At 68.6% G+C, this 17,488-nt stretch carries 13 protein-coding genes; 7 read left to right on the top strand and 6 right to left on the bottom strand.

Translation table 11 applies throughout. The features are described from left to right. The first annotated feature begins 256 nt into the window (after positions 1 to 256). Entirely contained in the window at positions 257 to 682 is a 426-nt protein-coding gene (locus tag ACIBO1_RS24395; protein ID WP_396750341.1) for a DUF4259 domain-containing protein, read from the top strand. A gap of 100 nt (positions 683 to 782) precedes the next feature. Here ACIBO1_RS24395 and ACIBO1_RS24390 read toward each other — a convergent pair whose 3' ends face one another. Further along, positions 783 to 1,661: a phosphotransferase family protein gene (locus ACIBO1_RS24390; RefSeq protein WP_396750339.1), complete on the bottom strand. Its 879-nt coding sequence runs from the start codon at positions 1,659 to 1,661 to the stop codon at positions 783 to 785. A gap of 160 nt (positions 1,662 to 1,821) precedes the next feature. On the opposite strand from ACIBO1_RS24390, the gene ACIBO1_RS24385 reads away from it, so the two are divergent. Continuing rightward, the gene (locus ACIBO1_RS24385) at positions 1,822 to 2,775 is read left to right on the top strand and encodes a hypothetical protein (RefSeq protein WP_396750337.1); all 954 of its coding nucleotides are present in this window, start codon (positions 1,822 to 1,824) and stop codon (positions 2,773 to 2,775) included. Between the two features lie 106 nt (positions 2,776 to 2,881). Here ACIBO1_RS24385 and ACIBO1_RS24380 read toward each other — a convergent pair whose 3' ends face one another. Together ACIBO1_RS24380 and ACIBO1_RS24375 are read right to left on the bottom strand one after the other, a co-directional pair. Beyond that, on the bottom strand, positions 2,882 to 3,271 hold the full coding sequence (locus ACIBO1_RS24380; protein ID WP_396750335.1) for a hypothetical protein: 390 nt from the start codon (positions 3,269 to 3,271) through the stop codon (positions 2,882 to 2,884). Positions 3,272 to 4,099: 828 nt separating this feature from the next. Then, entirely contained in the window at positions 4,100 to 4,879 is a 780-nt protein-coding gene (locus tag ACIBO1_RS24375; RefSeq protein WP_396750333.1) for an SDR family NAD(P)-dependent oxidoreductase, read from the bottom strand. 126 nt (positions 4,880 to 5,005) lie between these two features. On the opposite strand from ACIBO1_RS24375, the gene ACIBO1_RS24370 reads away from it, so the two are divergent. The 5 genes from ACIBO1_RS24370 to ACIBO1_RS24350 all read left to right on the top strand — a co-directional run bounded on the left by ACIBO1_RS24370 (position 5,006) and on the right by ACIBO1_RS24350 (position 10,643). Then, a complete protein-coding gene (locus ACIBO1_RS24370) occupies positions 5,006 to 5,749 on the top strand; it encodes a TetR/AcrR family transcriptional regulator (protein ID WP_396750331.1) in 744 nt (247 codons plus the stop codon). Between the two features lie 446 nt (positions 5,750 to 6,195). Continuing rightward, a complete protein-coding gene (locus tag ACIBO1_RS24365; protein ID WP_396750329.1) occupies positions 6,196 to 6,939 on the top strand; it encodes a hypothetical protein in 744 nt (247 codons plus the stop codon). A gap of 346 nt (positions 6,940 to 7,285) precedes the next feature. Beyond that, entirely contained in the window at positions 7,286 to 7,639 is a 354-nt protein-coding gene (gene fxsA, locus ACIBO1_RS24360; RefSeq protein WP_396750327.1) for an FxSxx-COOH cyclophane-containing RiPP peptide, read from the top strand. An 8-nt stretch (positions 7,640 to 7,647) separates the two neighbouring features. Next, a complete protein-coding gene (locus tag ACIBO1_RS24355) occupies positions 7,648 to 8,859 on the top strand; it encodes an FxsB family cyclophane-forming radical SAM/SPASM peptide maturase (protein WP_396750325.1) in 1,212 nt (403 codons plus the stop codon). After that, positions 8,856 to 10,643 (top strand): HEXXH motif domain-containing protein, encoded by a 1,788-nt coding sequence (locus tag ACIBO1_RS24350; protein ID WP_396750323.1) that lies wholly within the window; start codon positions 8,856 to 8,858, stop codon positions 10,641 to 10,643. Before ACIBO1_RS24355 ends, ACIBO1_RS24350 begins: the two co-directional genes overlap by 4 nt. Positions 10,644 to 10,647: 4 nt before the next feature. Here the strand turns inward: ACIBO1_RS24350 and fxsT are convergent, their stop codons facing one another. Genes fxsT through ACIBO1_RS24335 form a run of 3 tightly spaced genes read right to left on the bottom strand, consistent with a single transcriptional unit; the run spans position 10,648 to position 17,385 of the window. Continuing rightward, on the bottom strand, positions 10,648 to 14,898 hold the full coding sequence (gene fxsT, locus ACIBO1_RS24345; RefSeq protein ID WP_396750321.1) for an FxSxx-COOH system tetratricopeptide repeat protein: 4,251 nt from the start codon (positions 14,896 to 14,898) through the stop codon (positions 10,648 to 10,650). Beyond that, positions 14,895 to 15,926 (bottom strand): AAA family ATPase, encoded by a 1,032-nt coding sequence (locus tag ACIBO1_RS24340; protein WP_396750319.1) that lies wholly within the window; start codon positions 15,924 to 15,926, stop codon positions 14,895 to 14,897. Before ACIBO1_RS24340 ends, fxsT begins: the two co-directional genes overlap by 4 nt. Positions 15,927 to 15,948: 22 nt before the next feature. Continuing rightward, entirely contained in the window at positions 15,949 to 17,385 is a 1,437-nt protein-coding gene (locus ACIBO1_RS24335) for a hypothetical protein (protein ID WP_396750317.1), read from the bottom strand. Between the last annotated feature and the right edge of the window lie 103 nt (positions 17,386 to 17,488).

Genomic DNA, 17,488 nt, shown 5'->3' with positions numbered 1-17,488 from the left:
ACCCTGCACTGGTCAATCTGGCGACGAACATCCCAAGCCCGAGCCCGCCGATCCCACTACCAGCGCAGACAGGCCAAGTGACGTTGGAGTACTAAAGACGTTAGTCGGCAACGCGCCCGAGTCAGCCGGACGCAGGAAGGACGATTCACGTGGACAAGCCGATCCCTCGGCTACGGATTGGCCGAAGACCGTGCGGGTTTACGACCAGCATCGAGCTGGCCGAAGATCGCGAAAACATCAGTCGGGGGTAACGGCTTTGGGCTTCTGGGACGTAGGCCCCTTCGACAACGACGACGCCGCGGACTTCGCCGGCGACCTGGATGTCGTGGCGGAGGACGTACGCATCGAGATGGTCGGCAGGGTGCTCGACCGTGTGGTCACGGCAAACGACGACGTCGACATGGGCATCCCGAAGGCCGTAGCCGCAGCCGCCCTCATCGCTGCGCAATGCCCGGGAGGCGAAGCTACCTGCCCCGTCTACGGCCCGTCCACGCCGATGCCGCAGTTCCCGAACTCGCTGAGAGGGCTGGCCGTCGACGCCCTCGATAACGTCCTCGCAGCGTCTTCCTGGCGTGCCGTCGAATGGAACGATGCCGCGAAAGGGCAGCAATGGCGCCGGAACATCATCGCGCTACGGAATGTCCTCGACCCGCCGCAGCGAGAGACGCTCTTTGCGAACTGAACGACGAGACCCGCGCTTTGCCCACCGAACGGCGGTGCGCTGAGTAACCGACCGCAGCACCGAAGCCGTCCCGGTCGTGCCGATGACAGTGCTTCGTCACCTACCGAGCCGTCGCCTTCTTGAGTTCGCTCAGCCAGCGGATGCCGAGCCGGTGGCCGTCGGGGAACTGGTCGTCGCGGTCCCAGCGCCACGCGGTGATCATCGCCAGCATGAGGGTTCGGCAATCTCGGAGCAGGTGGTGGTCGACGCCTGGGTAGAGGTCTCCGACTTCGTCGGGTGCGTGGGCCAGGTCGAACTCGACCGGCCCCCGGCAGCACGTCTCGAAGTCGATGAAGAGCAGGCCGGTCGGGGTCGCGAGTAGGTTGCCCGGGTGAGGTTCGCCGTGCAGGAGTTGTTCGGGTCGGCCGCTATCGCTGACTATGCGGTGCAGGCGGTCCAACGTGCTGGCGAGAAAGGTCCGGTCCGCGTCGGCCAGCTTCGGCGTGCGGTCGTGGTCCGCCACGAGCGTGTGGGCCTCGGAAACCCGGTCCGTGAAGTGCGGGGTGGGCAGGTCGACCCGCCGCATTCCGGCGTGCAGACGTTCGAGTGCTCTGGCGTAGTCCGCAGGTGGGATCGCTTGATTAGTCACCGATTCGTAGTAGGTCCACAGAGTGACCACGTGATCGTCCCGGACGAAGACCTCGGGTGCTTTCAGCGCGGCCACTGGGCTCCCGACCTCGAACAGTCGCTGTGCGGTGTCCACTTCGAGCTGGGCGCTCTGGTGCGCCGCGGGTGCCACCTGTGCCAGGACGTCGCAGGGTTGCAAACGAAGGGTGAGTTTGTTCGAGTTGTGCAGGACGGCGGCGTCGTGGGCGGTCAGGCCGAGGGACGAGGCGATCGACATGGCTGCCTGTGTCGCCCGCTGGACCGCATACGCCTGCATCGAAGCACCGTAACTCAGCGTTTTCCGCGCAGCAGCCGCAATTCTGTCTCCCTGCATCAGGAAACTATGGCGACGGCGACAACGGACGCTCATGCCGCCGAGCGGGCGCGCTAACTGCTGCTGTCACGCCGTATGGCCGGACTTCGGTCCGGCCAACGTGCCGAACTGCCGATGACCGGATTTCTCAGGTCGCGCCGGTATGTCATGATCGGCCGCGATGAGCAGCCAGGAGCACTCCGAGGCCGTGCTCGGCAGGGCACGTCAGCACCATCGCCGTCAGGTGAACGGTGTGCTTCGTCGTCCTGGGATGTACGGCAGGGACGAGCTGGCCGAGCGGCTTGTGCTGGAAGCGATGGCCGCCGTGGACGGGAGCCTGCGCCGCTGGTGGGCGGAGTGCGACCGTTTACGCGAGCGTGGCGCGTTCGGGGCGACGGGTGTGATGGGTGCCTACCGCACTGTCCTGCCCGCTGACGGCGTGCGTGATGCCACGGCCTCCGTCTACGCAGAGATCGCCCATCGTCTCGGCTGGCTTGACCTCGACCGGGCACTGTCGGATGCGCAGTGGGGGCAGTTGCGCGAGGGCATCGTGGGGTGGGTGGCGCGGGACCGCACGGTGTCCGAGGTCGTCGAGACGTTCGGAGCGCCGTCGCTGTGGATCGGTGCGACCGGTCGGCTGCACGCCAAGACCCTTGCCTACACCACCGCCGGCCGCGGCGATGACCTGATCTGCTTCCACCTGGGCAACGCTGTCGCGCGCAGTGCACCCGAGAGCGATGTGCCGGGCGCGCATCCCGAAGCCGTGGTGCTCGCCGTCCGTCACCTGCCTGGCGACTTTCCCGACTCGTTCTCGTTCACGTCCGAGGGCCTGCATCGCAGGCCCACCGTCGATCAGGTCAGCCCGCTGAGGTCGACCGTCTGGATCTTCCAGGGGGATCGGGCGCGGCACGCCGCCGGTGTGTTCGACACGCGGGAGGCAGGACTGGCCTGGGCAGCCGCGCATCACGTGACCGGGACCCTGGCCGAGTACCCCCACGGCGGCTCCTACGACGTCGCCGTCACCGAAGGGCGCTTCACACCGTCGCGCGCACACCACGGCACCGCTGATCACGTCGCCACCTTCAGCCCGGGGCTACGTCACATCCACCTGACGACCGGACACCCAGACCAATGAGACGTCCGCTCATGCCGTCGAGCGGGCGTCACGGTCTGCTGCAGGTGGTTGGCTCACAGCCGCGTCTCACCGGTGATTTTCTCGCTGGTTGTGGGATGTCGACGGTTTAGAGGCTCCGTCGGTAGCCGCACTCCTCGTGTACCCAACGATCAAGGTAGGTCGCCCTGTCGACGGGCGAATCGACGACGGCTAGCCATTCGACTGCCGCCTGTTTCATGTGTCGGACTGCAGCGGCGTCCTGCTCCGGTGATCCCCTGCCAGGGGCGTCCATCTCATCTGTCAGCGCTCCCCAGATGAGGTTGAGCGCGGTCGGTATGTCGGGCAGATAATCGCCTGCAGGGGTCTGGATCATCGCCCTCACGGCCAGCCCTTGGAACTCGAGGCCCGCGTCGTAGGTAGGCCAGCCCTCTTCGGCATCGAGCACAAGACGTGCCTGATCGGCCGTTGCAGCCAGGAAGCCTTCGGGCCCGTGTTCCGAATGTCGACGACCTGCCACGACGAGGACGCTACGCCGCCTCATCACGAGCATCGAGCCGGGCTCCCATGCTCACCGTGCGCGATCTGTAGCGGCCGCAGGCGTACCAGCCTGGCCGAGACCCCGAGCGGTGCCGGCACACGGCCAGGCACGCGGGCGTGCGCCCGGAGAAGATCAGATCGCTACCGCACCGCGCGGATACGACGCCGGCAAACTCGCCGAGCAGGCACCCGCCGCGCCGACTGGGCTGCGCACGTCTGGCCGTCATGACCATCCTGCTGCGCGCCAAGTGCACCCGACACCCGCAGATGGCGCAGGCGCTGCTCGCGAGCGGCGACGCCCGACTTCGACTCCGCCTACTGGTCCGCCGGTGGCGAGCGAGCTACGAACTGGATCGGCCGGCTGCTGGAAGTGATCCGCTCCGCACTCGCGGCCGCCGAAGCCGGGATCCCCCTTGCGGCGATTCACGACACCGGCTCCTCGGTTCCGCCAGGTAACACAAGGACATGGATCTCTAGCGGTGTTTCCGGCCTGGCCTGCCGGGCGTTGTGCCTGGAAGGAGTGCGCCGTGATGACCGCAGGACCAAATGTTGGCCTCCGCCGCGATGACGAATGGAGGGTCGGTACGCGCTTCTGGCCGACGACGGCCGGCGCCGCTTCGGCGCATGCGAGGCGGCTCAGTCGAAGGTGATTCGCATCAGCCTGCAGGCGGCCCAGTCGTCTGGATGGGTCGGCCTGATGGTGCCAGGGTCGTGAGGCTAGGCATGATCGTGATGGCGCGCCTGATCTCGTGCGGCAGGTGCGCCAGCGGGTCGAGCGCGCGACGCTCACCATGCGGGTCTGCGGGGTTCATGCGGCTTCCTTCTGCAGTGCGGGGCCGAGGAGCAGTCCCCCGTCGATGACATACTCGGCGCCGGTGATGAAGGTCGCGTGGGGTGAGATAAGGAACAACAGCAGCGCAGTGATGTCGGCGGGCTGCCCGAGTCGCGGGACGGCGAAGGGCTCGGGGGAGTAGAAGTCGGCGATCGGGGCATCGGCGCCGGCTGCCGGCTCGGTGATGAACGGGGTGGCGACCACGCCGGGGTGGATTGCGTTGACGCGGATGTTGTCGCGGCCCAACTCGAGGGCAGCGGTCTGAGTGAGCCCGCGAATCGCCCACTTGCTGGCGACATAGGGCGCGTAGAAGGCGGTACCGCCGAGGCCCATGGTGGAGGCGATGTTGATGATCGCTCCTCCTCCCGCGCGCCGCAGCGCCGGGGCGGCTGCCTTGATGCCGAGGAACGTGCCGGTGAGGTTGATGTCGAGGATGCGAGCCCAGGTAGCACGGTCGGTGGACTCGATGAGGGCCGGCGGGTTCTGCACCCCGGCGTTGTTGACCAGGATCGTGAGCGCGCCGAAGGCCTTCTCGGTCTCCGCGACGGCGGCGGTCCACGACTCCTCCTGGGAGACGTCGAGGCGGACGAAACGCGCCCGGTCTCCCAACTCGGCGGCGAGGTCAGCCCCGCGCTCGGCATTGATGGCACCGATGACGACGTTGGCGCCTTCGGCGTGCAGGGCGCGAACATGGCTGGCCCCCTGCCCACCGGTGCCGCCGGTCACGAGAACGGTCTGATCGGCGAAGCGGGACATCAGATCCTCCGAGTACGTATGCGAGACGACAACCCGAGACCGGGTGGTGAGTCGAGCGACTCACCTTGCCGAAGCTACGCTCCCGCGAGTGGTGAGTCAACCCACTCACCTCGCTATGATGGCTACATGACCCCTGCGCCGTCGGCCTATCACCAGCGTGTGGCGGAGGAGAAGCGCGCGCTCATCGTGCAGGCCGCTACCGAGCTCTTTCTCGAGTCGGGCTACGACCGGGCATCCCTGGCGCGTGTCGCCGACAGCGCTGGCGTGTCGAAAGCAACGCTGTTCAAGCAGTTTCCGACGAAGGCAGCACTGTTCGATGCCATCGTCATCGACTCGTGGGCGAAGAACGACGTCGCCGACGTGCCGCCCGCCGGGGACCTGACGACCGGCCTGACGGTTCTCGGACGGCACTACGCGATGCTGTTGAGCCAGCCGGAGATGACCGACCTGTTCCGCATCGTCATCGCCGAACTGCCACGCTTTCCCGAACTGGCCAAGGCGCACTTCTCGCAGGGCAAACTGCCGTACTTCGAGAACGTCCGGATCTACCTCCTGGCCGAGCGCGACGCGGGAGCCGCAGACATCGCCGACCCGGAGTTGGCCACAACGCAGTTCCTCGGGATGATCTCCAACTACCTGTTCTGGCCGCGGCTTCTGCTGCCGGACTGGACGGTGACCCCTGCCCGCACGACAGCGGTCGTGGACGAAGCCGTCCGCACTATGGTCGCCCGGTATGGCACCGACGTTCCCCACCGGGACCGCGAGGTCGTTACCGGGTCTGCTGCGGAAGACACGCAGGGCCGCCGAGGAGTCCTGGCAGCAGACTCCACGGACAAGCCCCAGCCCGAGCCTTGCCAGCCGGAAGACTGATCCTCAGGCAGGCCAAACCTGCGGTGTACGCGTGGAGACCGTCCTCGACGTCATCGCTCGACAAGCGACTGACGCCTCAGGCATCCTCCGGGTCGCATACCTAGGGGTGTGGACTTCAGTGCCTCTTCTGGAGTGCTCGGATGATGTCCTGCCGCAGATGCGCCGCTTCTTCGTCTCGGTCACACGGCAGCAGATCGGGACCCACCCCGGTAGCCGCCGTCACGCATGGCCACTCGTGCGCGGGGGAGGGCCTGTCTGGAGGCTCAACCTGCCGGTAGCGTCGAGATCAACGTAGTGGCTGTGTTCGGTGAACCGAATGCCTGGTCAGCGGAGTGGCGTGGCGAGTCGGGTACTGCTCAGGGAAGAGGACACTGGTGACCGTCCCTCGAGGGCAGGCCAGAGGTGGCCGGCCCGGCGTTTCTTCCGGACCGGTTCCTCGTGGCGTCATGGCGCGGGTGGCCATGGCGGGTGACCCGCAGACCCCGGACGGGCTTGTCGAGGCGTTCGTCGGCGATCCGAACCCTCGGGTCAGACGGGCTGTCGCCGCCAGGGCCGGTCTCCGGACGTCTCTGGCACGTCGGCTGGCGGCAGATGAGAACGCCAAAGTCCGTATGGCAGTGGCAGAGAACCCCGACTGCCATCCGGACGTGCTTGTCGTGCTGGTCGCTGACGCAGACTTCCACGTTCGCTTCTCGGCATTGGAGAACCCTCGCGCGGACAGCAGCGTGCACGAGGCGATCTGCCGATCTGCGCACGAGGACGTCCGCTACCGCCTCGCCGGGAGCGAGTCACTGGACGAGACCGTCGTGGACATGCTCCGGCGGGATCCGGCCCCGGCCGTGCGCGGATCACTGGCGTCGGCTACCACCGCCGCCCACGCCCTGGCGGACCTGGTCAACGACCCGGACCCGAGAGTACGCGCGCAGGCCGCGCTGAATTCCAACACCAGCCGCGAACAGCGCCGACGCCTAGCCCGGGACCGGTCCACAGACGTCCGGATGGCACTCGTGCAGGTCGTCGAACTCGAAGACGAGGACCTGGTGAGGCTGGCCACTGACCGCTCTGTCCACGTGCGCTGGTGGCTCTCCGTCAGGTCGCCCGTTCCGTTACGGATCCTTCGCGTACTGGCTGACGACCCGGACCCTGACGTTCGCGCCCACGCCCGTCACAAGCTCGGCCTTGCCGAATAGTGACCGGTCGACTGGACGCGGGCTGCTTCACCATGCTTCCTCGGGTACGGATCATCGACCTCGAACGCTTCGACCCAGAAGGCTTCTTGTAGGGCCGCAGCAGCGCATCGACATCGGCGCCGGTGTGCCCAGATCGCTCACCTTCGGCGAGGCACGCATGCCATCGATGAGCAGCCGTAGGTAGCGGGTGCAGGTCTCATGAACCTACGTCCGCCACCAGGTAGGCGACTGTCGACATGCCGGATCCGGTACTGACGCAAAATGGGCAAAACGGGGCCGGTGGGGCAGTGGGAGGAGTAGGCTGAGCTGGCTGAAAACTACCTCAGCATATCGATAGCTACCCGAGATGACCGTACCGGCGGTGTTGCGCAAGGGAGCTACGACGGCGATAACCATCGACCGTACTAGTGGTAGCGTTACCGCGCTCGCGGGTCCACCGGTACGGGCAAATCGTTGTCATTCCTGCCTTCTGGAGGCCGGCATGGGGTCGAGCGACGCCGACCAGCACCGCCCGATCGTGCCTGGTGCGCGCCTGATCGCCGACGGAGATCCGGTCTCGGATCTGGTGGACATCAATGGTCTCAGCCTTGCGGACCTCCGTGATCTGCCGGATACGGCCATCAACCGCAGCCTTCGCCGCGTCCTGCACGAGATCGACCGACCGCAGGACGCGGTCGCCGGGTTTCAGTCGGCTGTCTGACCGTCGCCATGGTCGCCGGCGCTCGGGAAGATAGCGGACGAATGCAATCGGGCCAACCGGTCGTTCCGTTCTCCGAGTTCGTTCTCAAGATGAACGGCCGCTGCAATCTCGACTGCGATTACTGCTATCTATATCACTCGATAGATCCGTGGTCGGCGGGCAGTACCGCCATGCCGGAGGAGGTGGTGGCGCAAACCTGCCAGCGGATCGCGGAGCACGCGGCCACTCACCAGCTGCCCCGGGTGCGCGTCGTGTTCCACGGTGGCGAGCCGTTGCTGTCGGGTGTGGAACCGCTCATCCGGACTGCCGACCGGCTCCGCGCCGCGCTCAAGCCGGGACCGGAAGTCACGTTCACCGTTCAGACGAACGGTGTGCTTCTGACCGAGCGGCGGATCGAAGCGCTGCGTTCGGCAGGCATCCGGATCGGCGTGAGCCTGGACGGCGGTCGAGCCGCCACCGACCGCCACCGCCGGTACGCCGACGGACGGTCCAGCCACGATAAGGTCCTGCGAGGGCTTGCCGCACTGCGCCGTTATCCGGACGTCTACGCCGGGTTGTTGTGCGTCATTGATTTGGACAACCCGCCGGTCGAGACGTACACCGCGCTGCTCGAACAGACACCGAGAGTCATCGACTTCCTCCTCCCGCACGGCAACTGGACCGCCCCGCCGCCCGGTCGCCCGGCAGACAGCAGCGCGCCCTACGGGCAGTGGCTGATCGCTGTCTTCGACCGCTGGTATCAGGCGCCGCAGCAGGAGACCGAGGTCCGGCTCTTCGGGGAGATAATCGCCGGGCTGCTCGGTGGGGCGAGCCGGTCCGAATCAATCGGGTTGAGTCCGCTCGGTGTGATCGTGGTCGACACCGACGGTGCGTTGGAGCAGGTCGACACCCTCCGCACCACCTACCCGGGCGCAGTATCCACGCCTTTCAATGTATTTGAGCACTCGTTCGACGCGGCACTGGCGCGCGGGGCGGCGCGCGACCGGCAAGCCGGGATCGAGTCGCTTGCCGAAGCCTGCCGCGCCTGCCCGGTACGCCGCGTCTGCGGAGGTGGCTACTATCCGCACCGGTACCGGGCGGACAACGGCTTCCGCAATCCGTCGGTCTACTGCTCAGACCTGTTTGAGTTGATCCGACACATCTCCCGCCGAGTTCACGCGGACGTCGAGCGACTGACCGCGACCCGCGACGCGGCATCGGTCGTAGGGCGGCAATCGTGATCCGTACCCACACGCTGAACGCACACCAGTTCGACGATCTGGCCGCCGGCCACGGCGGCGCCGCCACGATCCGCGCGCTGCGGTCGGCGCAGGTGAGCCGCCGGCTACTGCTCCTACGCGGCGTCCTGGACGCCACACCGGACCGGCTGACGGAGCCGTACCGCCTGCTGGCCGCCGCCCAGCGGGCCGACCCGGCTGTGGTGACCGAGGCCGTCGCCGCACCCCACTTCGGTGCCTGGGTCGTGACGGCCTCGCGAACGACTCGCGGTGCCATCGGCGATGGTGCCGACCCTCTCGATCACCTCGCGGCGATCGCGGCCGCGGCGGCCGCCCGCGCCGGACTGGACTTCACCATCGAGGTGGCCGCCGTCGACGGCGGGGTGTACCTGCCCGGACTGGGCTGGGCGCGCACCGGCCCCGGTCGGGTCGTCGTCGCCGGCCGGTCCGGCGACATCCGGGTAGGACCCGTGGCCGTGCCGGCTAATCCGGCCATCGACGGTCCCGACTGGCAGGGGCTGCGCCGGTTGCGGGCAGAGCGGGACGGCCTCATCCTCGACGTCCGGCTCGACGACCTTGACCCCTACCGGGACACCCACCGGCTCAACGCGACCGGCCGACTCAGCGCCGTCGAGGCGAACCGGTGGCAGCAGATACTCGACCCGTCCTGGCATCTCCTCGTCGAGCACCACCGCCGCTACGCCGAGGCGATCGCCGCCGGTCTGCTGAGCATCGTGCCGCTCACCCCGCCCGCCTCGGGCAACGGCGTGAACGGCACCTCCATGCACGCCTTCGGGTCGGTGTCGCTCACGCTGCCGCGGGACGACCTCGGCTTCGCCTCGTCCCTGCTGCACGAGTTCCAGCACGCCAAGCTCGGTGCGCTGCTCGACCTGTTCCCGCTCTACACCGACGACGCCGTTCGCCGACACTACGCGCCGTGGCGGGACGACCCCCGTCCCCTCGGTGGACTGTTACAAGGCGTGTACGCGTTCCTCGGTGTCACTGACTTCTGGCGAGTTCAGCGCGCTGAGCTGTCCGGGGCCCGGGCCCGATTCGCCCACTTCGAGTTCGCCCGCTGGCGCGAGCGGGTGTGGCGTACGTTCCAGTCGATCGAGCGGTCCGGCCGGTTCGACGCCTACGGGCGCCGCTTCCTCGACGGGATGCGGGCGACGCAGCAGTCGTGGCTGGCCGATCCGGTGCCGGCGGAGCTCGATCGGCTGGCGGCGGAGGCCGCCGAAGACCATTGGGCCGGCTGGCGGCTGCGTAACCTGCGGCTGGACCCCGAACAGCTCGGACGCCTCGCCGACGCATGGATGGGCGGAGAACCGGCCGCACCGGGAACCCTGGAACAGTTGACCGTGCGCGTGGCCGCGGCAGACGTCCGGGCACTGGCCCGCAACGTCCGCCTCGACCTGGCGTTACAGCGGATGGCCGCACCTGCTCGCCCGGCCGGCACCTGCGCCCAGCCCGGGGAACGTGACCGGACCGACTTGCCGGGCACACCCGGGGATCACGCGTACGCACGGGGCGATTTCGCGGCGGCTGTCGAGGCATACCGCGAGCAGATCGCCGCCGACCCCGACGACCGGGGCGGCTGGCTCGGCCTGACGCTGGCGTGTCGACGGTGCGAAGCACCCGCCGACGAACCGTGGCATACCCGTCCGGAGATTCCCTTCGCGCTGCACTGCGCTGTCCGGGCCGCCGGCGGACCGGCCCCCGACCCGATACGCCTCGGTCAGTGGCTGGCCGGTCCGGCCATGGCGGATCAGGCAACCGAACCGCGCTGACGGATCAGGTCGGCGGCGGATCGACCACACAGTACAACCGTCGGCCCTGCACCAGGTCGTCGATGTCCGGGTGGCCCTCCCGCAGCGTGCGTCGCAGCCCGCGCAGCGCCTCCTCACGCAGCTGCCGCGCGGCCTCCACCTGACCCGTGGCCTGCAGGTCCAAGGCCAGGTTCGCGGCGATGGCGAGTGCCTCGGGATGCTCGGGCCCCTGCACCCGTCGGGCTCGATCCCAGGTCTCCGACAGCAGCGCGACGGACGCGTCGTACTCGCGCGCCAACGCCAGGTTGTTGGACATGTTGACCGTCGTGCAGATGGTGTACGGATGCTCCGGGCCCAGCGCCGTCGCCGTCATCATGCCGTGCAGAGCGGCCTCGTCGAGATCCCGTGCCCGCTGATAGTCGCCGGCCATCCGCAGCACGATGGCCAGGTCAGTCATCGCGACATAGGTGAACGAGTGCTGCTCGCCGACGAGCCGACGATATCCGGCCAACGTCTCCTCGCCGATCAGCCGCGCCTCGGCCAGCCGGTTGGTCTGCGCGAGCATGGTGAACAGGGTGAGCATGGCGCTCATCGTCTCGTTGTGGTCCGAGCCGTAGCGTTCCCGGCGACGTTCCGCGACGTCCCTGGCCAGGTCGAGAGCCTCGTGTGACCGCCCGGCCTCGCGCAGCGTCGCCGCGTGGACCCGGGAGGCCAGCAGCACGTTGGAGTGGTCCGAGCCCAGCCGCTCCCGCAGCACCGGAAGCCAGCGCTGCTGTAGGTCGATCGCCTCGTAGTAGCGGGCCAGACCGTACAAGTCGCGGGACAACCCACCGAGTACACCGTGGACGGTAGCCGGATGGTCGTCGCCGAGGACCCGCCGGCGCCGGTTCCACGTCTCCAGGTCCAGTTGGTACGCGGCACGGAAGTCGCCCAGCAGGCGCAGGTCGATGGCAAGGTTGTTGGCCACCCGCAGGGTGTTCGGATCGTCCTCGCCGAACACGCGGCGATGCCGGACCAGCAGATCCTCGTCGAGCGTGCGGGACCGGTGCCAGTCACCGGACAGCCGTAGGTCCGCCCCGAGGCTGTTGGCCAGTGCCAGCGTGTGCTCGTGATCCTCGCCGAGCGAGCGTCGGGCGACATCCAGCATCTTCTCGTTGAGCTCTCGAGTCGCGGCCAGCTCACCGGTGGAGCGCATGGCATTCGCGAGGAACCGAGCCGTCACGATGGTCAGCCGGTGCTCGGCGCCGAGCTTTCGGGTCCAGGTCTGGTACGCGGTGTGCCCCAGCTCCCGGCTGCTGACGTAGTCCCCGGTCACGTACAGGTACCGAATCTGGTCGAGCACCACGTCCCGGATCTCCGTGGCATCGCTCTCCACCGCCTGGGAGGTGGCGACGTGCGGACCGATCTCGGCGTGCCGGTCCCAGGTCTTCGGGTCGTCGGTCGGGTCGCCAGGGTTGTAGGCAGCGAGGATCTCCTGGACACTACGGCGGTACCCGGCCTGCTGCCCGGGCGCCAGCCGGTTACGCAGCACCGCCTGAACGAGCCGGTGCACCTGGATGCTGTTGCGGGTGGGATTGACCCGGGCCAGACCGAGCCGGCCGATGTCCCGCACCGCCCGGCGTAACGCGATGTCGTCACGGACCGTCTCGTTGAGAGCCTCCGGCAGGTTGTTGGCGTATCTGCCCATCGGCAGCAGGCGAATCGAGATCGGTTCGGCGCCGAAGAAGGCACACAGCTCCAGCAACTGCAGGGCCGGCTCGTTCTGCTCGGCCAACTGGTCCAGCGCGAGCCCGAAGACTGCCGAGACGGGGACGCCGTAGACGCCCGGCGTGCCCTCTCGCAACGCCTCCACGGTCCGCTTCTCCAACAATTCGGCGTACTCGGCCACCGGAGTCGCGGTCCCGTTGATCCAACTCACCGCCTGTTCGAGCGCCAACGGCAGGTCACCGAGCAACTGCGCCAACCGGTCGGCGTCCGGCTCAGTGAGACCGTCCAGCCGGGACCTGAGCAGCTTCTTGCTCTCGGCTCGGCTGAACACGTCGACCTCAAGGGTCTGCGCGATGCCCGCCCAACTGTAGTTACGGGAGGTGATGAGCAGGTGCCCGCCGGGGATGGACAGGAACGGCGACAGGTCCTCGGGCCGGTTCGCATTGTCGAAAATCAACAGCCAGCGGCGGTACGGCCGCCCGGTACGCAGTGCGTCGTACACGCGGGTCAATGCCCGTCCGACATCGACGTCGTCGGGCGCGACCAGATCGAGCCGTACCGCGAGGGCGTTGAGCGACTGTCGGATCAGTGTCGGCTGCTCGGCCGGCACCCACCAGACCAGGTCGTACGCGTGGTCGTACCGGTAGGCGTACTCGACGGCGAGCTGGGTCTTGCCCACCCCGCCGAGCCCGTGCAGGGTGTGCGGCAACAAGGCGGCACGGACCTGGCTCGTCAACTGGCCACGTAGTTGCTGCAGAAGCTCCTCCCGGCCGGTGAAGTCGGGATTGCGCGGCGGGATGTCGCCGCCCCAGACGGCCGGCCGGTGGTCGGTGTCCGGGACGGCAGGGCCACGGTCGTGGGTGGGGGTCATCTGATCTCCCTTCCGTCTCCGGTCCGGCCGGCGCGACGGTGGATCGTCGTTCGTGAACCCGGCCGGCCCCGCGCCGGGTGTGGTGGCCGCCGGCAGCAAACCGTCGGCGAGGGCGGCGTAGCGGCCACCGAGCGCCGTGAGCACCTCCCGGGCGACCTCCGCGAAGGGCTGGCCCAGCTCGTCGGTGGGTATCCCGCGCTGTTGCCCGGCCAGCAGCGCGGGAAAGTCGAACGAGGTGCCCATGTGCTGGTTGACGAAGTGCGAGACCTCGTCCAGCACCGTCAACGCCTCGCCCGCCCGCAGCCCGGTGAGCAGGATCTGCCGGACGTCGGTGCGGAAGTCGTAGAGCACCCGGTCGGCCGGGACCGGAGGATCGAGCGGCGTCTTGCGGTACAGCAGGTCGCTCAGGAAGACCTCCGCCAGATCCCGGGGAAGCGAGTCGGGCAACATCAGTCGTTGCACGAGCCGCATCACCGGCAGGGTGAGCGGCGCTGCGGCGAGGAATTCGGCGAGGTGGCGGGCGTTGGTCGAGGCACCCGCGCGGAAGGTGTGCACCAGGTCGATCGCCGGCGTCTGGTCCGGGTCGCTGGGTGGCGGATCGTCGTTCAGCAGGTCGGCGTCGTCGAGCAGGTCGTCCGGCTGCCGGGTGAGTAGGGCGACAGCAGGGAGCCGGGCGACCCTTCCGGTGATCATGGCCACCCCGGACTCCAACCACGGCGCGGTGAGTTCGAGCACCGGGATCGCGACCGCGTCCGCTGGAACCGGTGTCCCCTCGTCCCTCAACGTCGGGCGCATCCGGGCCATCGGCGCTGCCGGCCCCGGCGGATGCAGCGTGACCAGGTGTGTCGGCGTCCGGCAGCGGTGCCAGAGCCGCTGCGGCAGCGGTTGCAGGACTGCGACGGGACCGGAGCGTCCCCAGCTCTCCAACCAGCGGAGGATCTCCGGGCCAGCCCACATCGGCGCAATACAGTCGCTGAAGATCAGGATTAGTCGGCGTCCGGTCGCGTCGATCAGCTCGCCCGGGCTCCGCCGGGTCTCGGTGGTCCCGGTGCTCAGTACCGGCGTCGTCTCCGTCACGTCCGGGTGTACCCGCCAGACCCGTACTGCGCCGAACGCGGTGATCCGCCGGGCCAGGGCCACCAGCTCCTGTACGGTCGACTCCCAGATCACCATCGACGGGCTGGTGTCCACGACGAGGTCCAGGTTGAGCCACCGGTCCCGGCCGCTGCGGAAGACGACCTGTGGGATACGGGTCTCGGCCATCAGATCCGCCGTGCGGTCTTCGTCGAACTCCACCTGCCGAGGCGAGTCGACGGCCCGGCGTAGTCCGCCGAGTGCCCGACCGAGGGCGAGCGCGTGGGGCAGCGCGGATACGGCGGGACTTCCGGCCCACAACGCCTCGCCCTGCCGGCCGTCGGTCGTGGCGAGGTACAGGTGCGCTCTGCCTGCTGCGCCGGCTCCGGTCCTCGCGGTGGCACCGCCGCCGATCGGTGCGTCCTCGGCCGGCCGTGCCAGATTCCCACTGGTCGGACCGGCCGGTGGCTCCGGCATCGCGACCGGTGTCGACGATCCGGTGTCGTCCGGTGAGAAGTCCGTCGGCACCGGCATGTGACCGGCCAACCACAGGGCCTCGGCCAGCTCCTCCGCGGTCAGCGCGGACGCCGCCTCACCGAGCCCCGCGATCAACCGGTCGATCATTGCGGACCGGTCGCGCTGAGGTCGCGGATCAGATTCGCCCGTAGCCGGGCCCGGGTCGACTCGGGCGGCCGGATGCCCGAGGTGACCAGGTAGATGGCGTTGAGTAACTGGTCGGTGGTCACCGCCTCACCACGGTCACGTTGCTCCAGGAACTGGCTGATCAGATCGGTGCTGTGTGCCGCGGCCTCAGCACCCAGCAGGGACTCCACGATCTTCCCGAGAGTCCGTTTGTCCGGTGGCCGGATGTCGAGCCGAAGACACCGGCGCAGGAACGCGTGTGGGAACTCCCGCTCCGCGTTGCTGGTGATGACGACGACCGGGAAGGCGTGGCAGCACACCAGGCCGTCCCGCACCGGAACCCGGTCGGTGCTGTCCGCAGTCATCACCTCCACCTCTCGTTGCTCCGCCGGCAGCCGGACCAGCTCCGGGATCTCGAACCGACCCTCCTCGAACACGTTGAGCAGATCGTTCGGCAGGTCGATGTCGCTCTTGTCCAGCTCGTCGATCAGCAGCACCCGGGGCCGGGCCTGCGGAAGCAACGCCGTACCGAGCGGACCGAGCGTGATGTACCGGCCAACATCGAGGACCTCGTGGTCGCGTTCTGCGGACTGACGCAGGTTGCTCTCCTGAAGCCGACCGATCGCGTCGTACCGGTAGAGACCGTCGTCCAACCTGGACCGACTCGTGATCGGCCAATGCAGCACCGGCCCCAGCAGAAGTTCCGCCGCAATGCTGTAGGCGAGGGTGGACTTGCCGGTGCCGGGCTTGCCGGTCACGAGCAGCGGACGCCGCAGGTAGAGTGCGGCGTTGACCATCTCGATCGCATCATCGGTGATCTGATAGCCGGCCGCCCGCTTGGCCGCCGGATCCTCGGCCGGGAAGCGTGGCTCGACCAGGTCACCGCCGTGGAACCGCCGCCAACGCGGCGGCGGCGGCAGCCGACCGATGTCGTCGTGGCTGTGGCCACTGCCCCGGTAGATCCGCCAGTCGCCGTCGGCGCCGGCCGTGGCGTTCGTGTCCGTGGTCACCGCTCTCCGCCTTCCTCTTCCGCTACCGTGGCTGAGCCGGATGGCTCAGCCGGGCCCGCTCGTCCGGGGGCAACCGGTCCTGCTCGTCCCAGAGCAGGGTGATGTGGTGGCCCACATGCCCCGTGGACGCTTCCGCGCCGCCCGCGTCCTGCCGCAGCCGCCACACGGCCGCGGGCAGGGCACGGATACCGCCGCTCACCAGCACACCCGGGATGTCGGCGTCGAACCGCGCCGCGTGCTCCTCCGCTCGGCACCAGGCGATCACCGGTAACCCGGCGGTGAGCCAGGCACCGATGTTGTGCAGCACGTGACGAGCCGACGCGCCGAGCACGATGAGGCAAACAGGCTGTTCGAGGTTGCGCATCAACTCGGCGAACCGGACGGGCGCGACACCGCTGGCGTGTTCGAACCGGACGGCACCCACCGCCGCGCCTTCGCCGTCGCGGCGCAGCGAATCGCAGCGCTGCTGCCAGCGGTGCCGACTGATCCGGTTGCGCATCCGCGCCAGGTCGCGGACCACCACCGGATAGTGCACCCCGATCGGGTCGGAGTGGCCCGGCGCCGTCACCACCCACTGGTCGACGTCATGCCCCAGCAATGCCCTGGGCAGGATGAACTCGACCGAGAGTGCGCCTACGTCCACGTCCTCGTCGCGGGCCAACTCGGCGAGCTGCTCGTCCAGCTTGACCCGGATCTCGGCCAGCAGATGCGGCGTGTCCGAGGTGTACCGCAGGTGCCAGGTGCCGTCCTCGGTGACCAACCAGACGTGCAGTAGGTACCGGGAGTTGGTCCGACCATCCTCGGCCAGCCGCATGACGAAGTGGTGCTGTCCCGGTTCGCCGACCGTCGGTGGCCGCCCGAGGGGCGGCTCGGGCGGCACGCCAGTGCGGTCGCCGACGTTACTGACGAGCTCGGCGATATCCTCGCGGGCCGGACCGTGGAGCAGACCGACCAGTCGGCTGAGGAAGGCGTAGAGCGGATGGACCGGGTCGGCACCCCTGATCGAGTCCTCCAGCAGCCGCACCACCGCACCCGGGTCGCTGGCGTCCGAGCGCACCCGAGGACCCCATCGGGTCAGCAGGTCCCGGAGCAACGGCAGCACGGTTGCCGGGTCGAGCTCGGCCAGCAGCGCCTCCACCCGGGCCCGCTCGTCCGGTTCGAGCACCTCAGCGGGACGGCGTATCGACTCCAGGGCACGGAGCCGGTCGAGGTGTTCCGACGGCCCCTCCACCAGGGCGACCGCCTCGACCAGTTTCGTCAGTCCGTCCGGCCGGCCGGCGCACCACGAGACGAGGGCGGCGACATCCTCGGCGGCATCGTCGGACCGGGGTGGATCCGGTTGCGCGTCGAGCAGCAGCGAGAGCGCACTGGCGTATCGGTCGCGGGTCTCCCGCTGTCGGCTGCCGGGGAACTGGAGGATCGCATCGACCAGCCGCCCGTGATAGGCGAGGGGTGCCACTAGCGTTCCCGACGTGCAAAGGGAGTCCGACCGGGGGTGGCTCTGATCACTGGCACAGGTCCACTCCTCCAACGGACGCGGCCGGGTGGGTCAGGCAACGCCG

The sequence above is a fragment of the Micromonospora sp. NPDC049903 genome (assembly GCF_044460945.1).
GTDB lineage: Bacteria > Actinomycetota > Actinomycetes > Mycobacteriales > Micromonosporaceae > Micromonospora.
The sequence above is the reverse complement of the archived record's forward strand: the minus strand, read 5'-3'. Positions and strand labels throughout refer to the sequence as shown.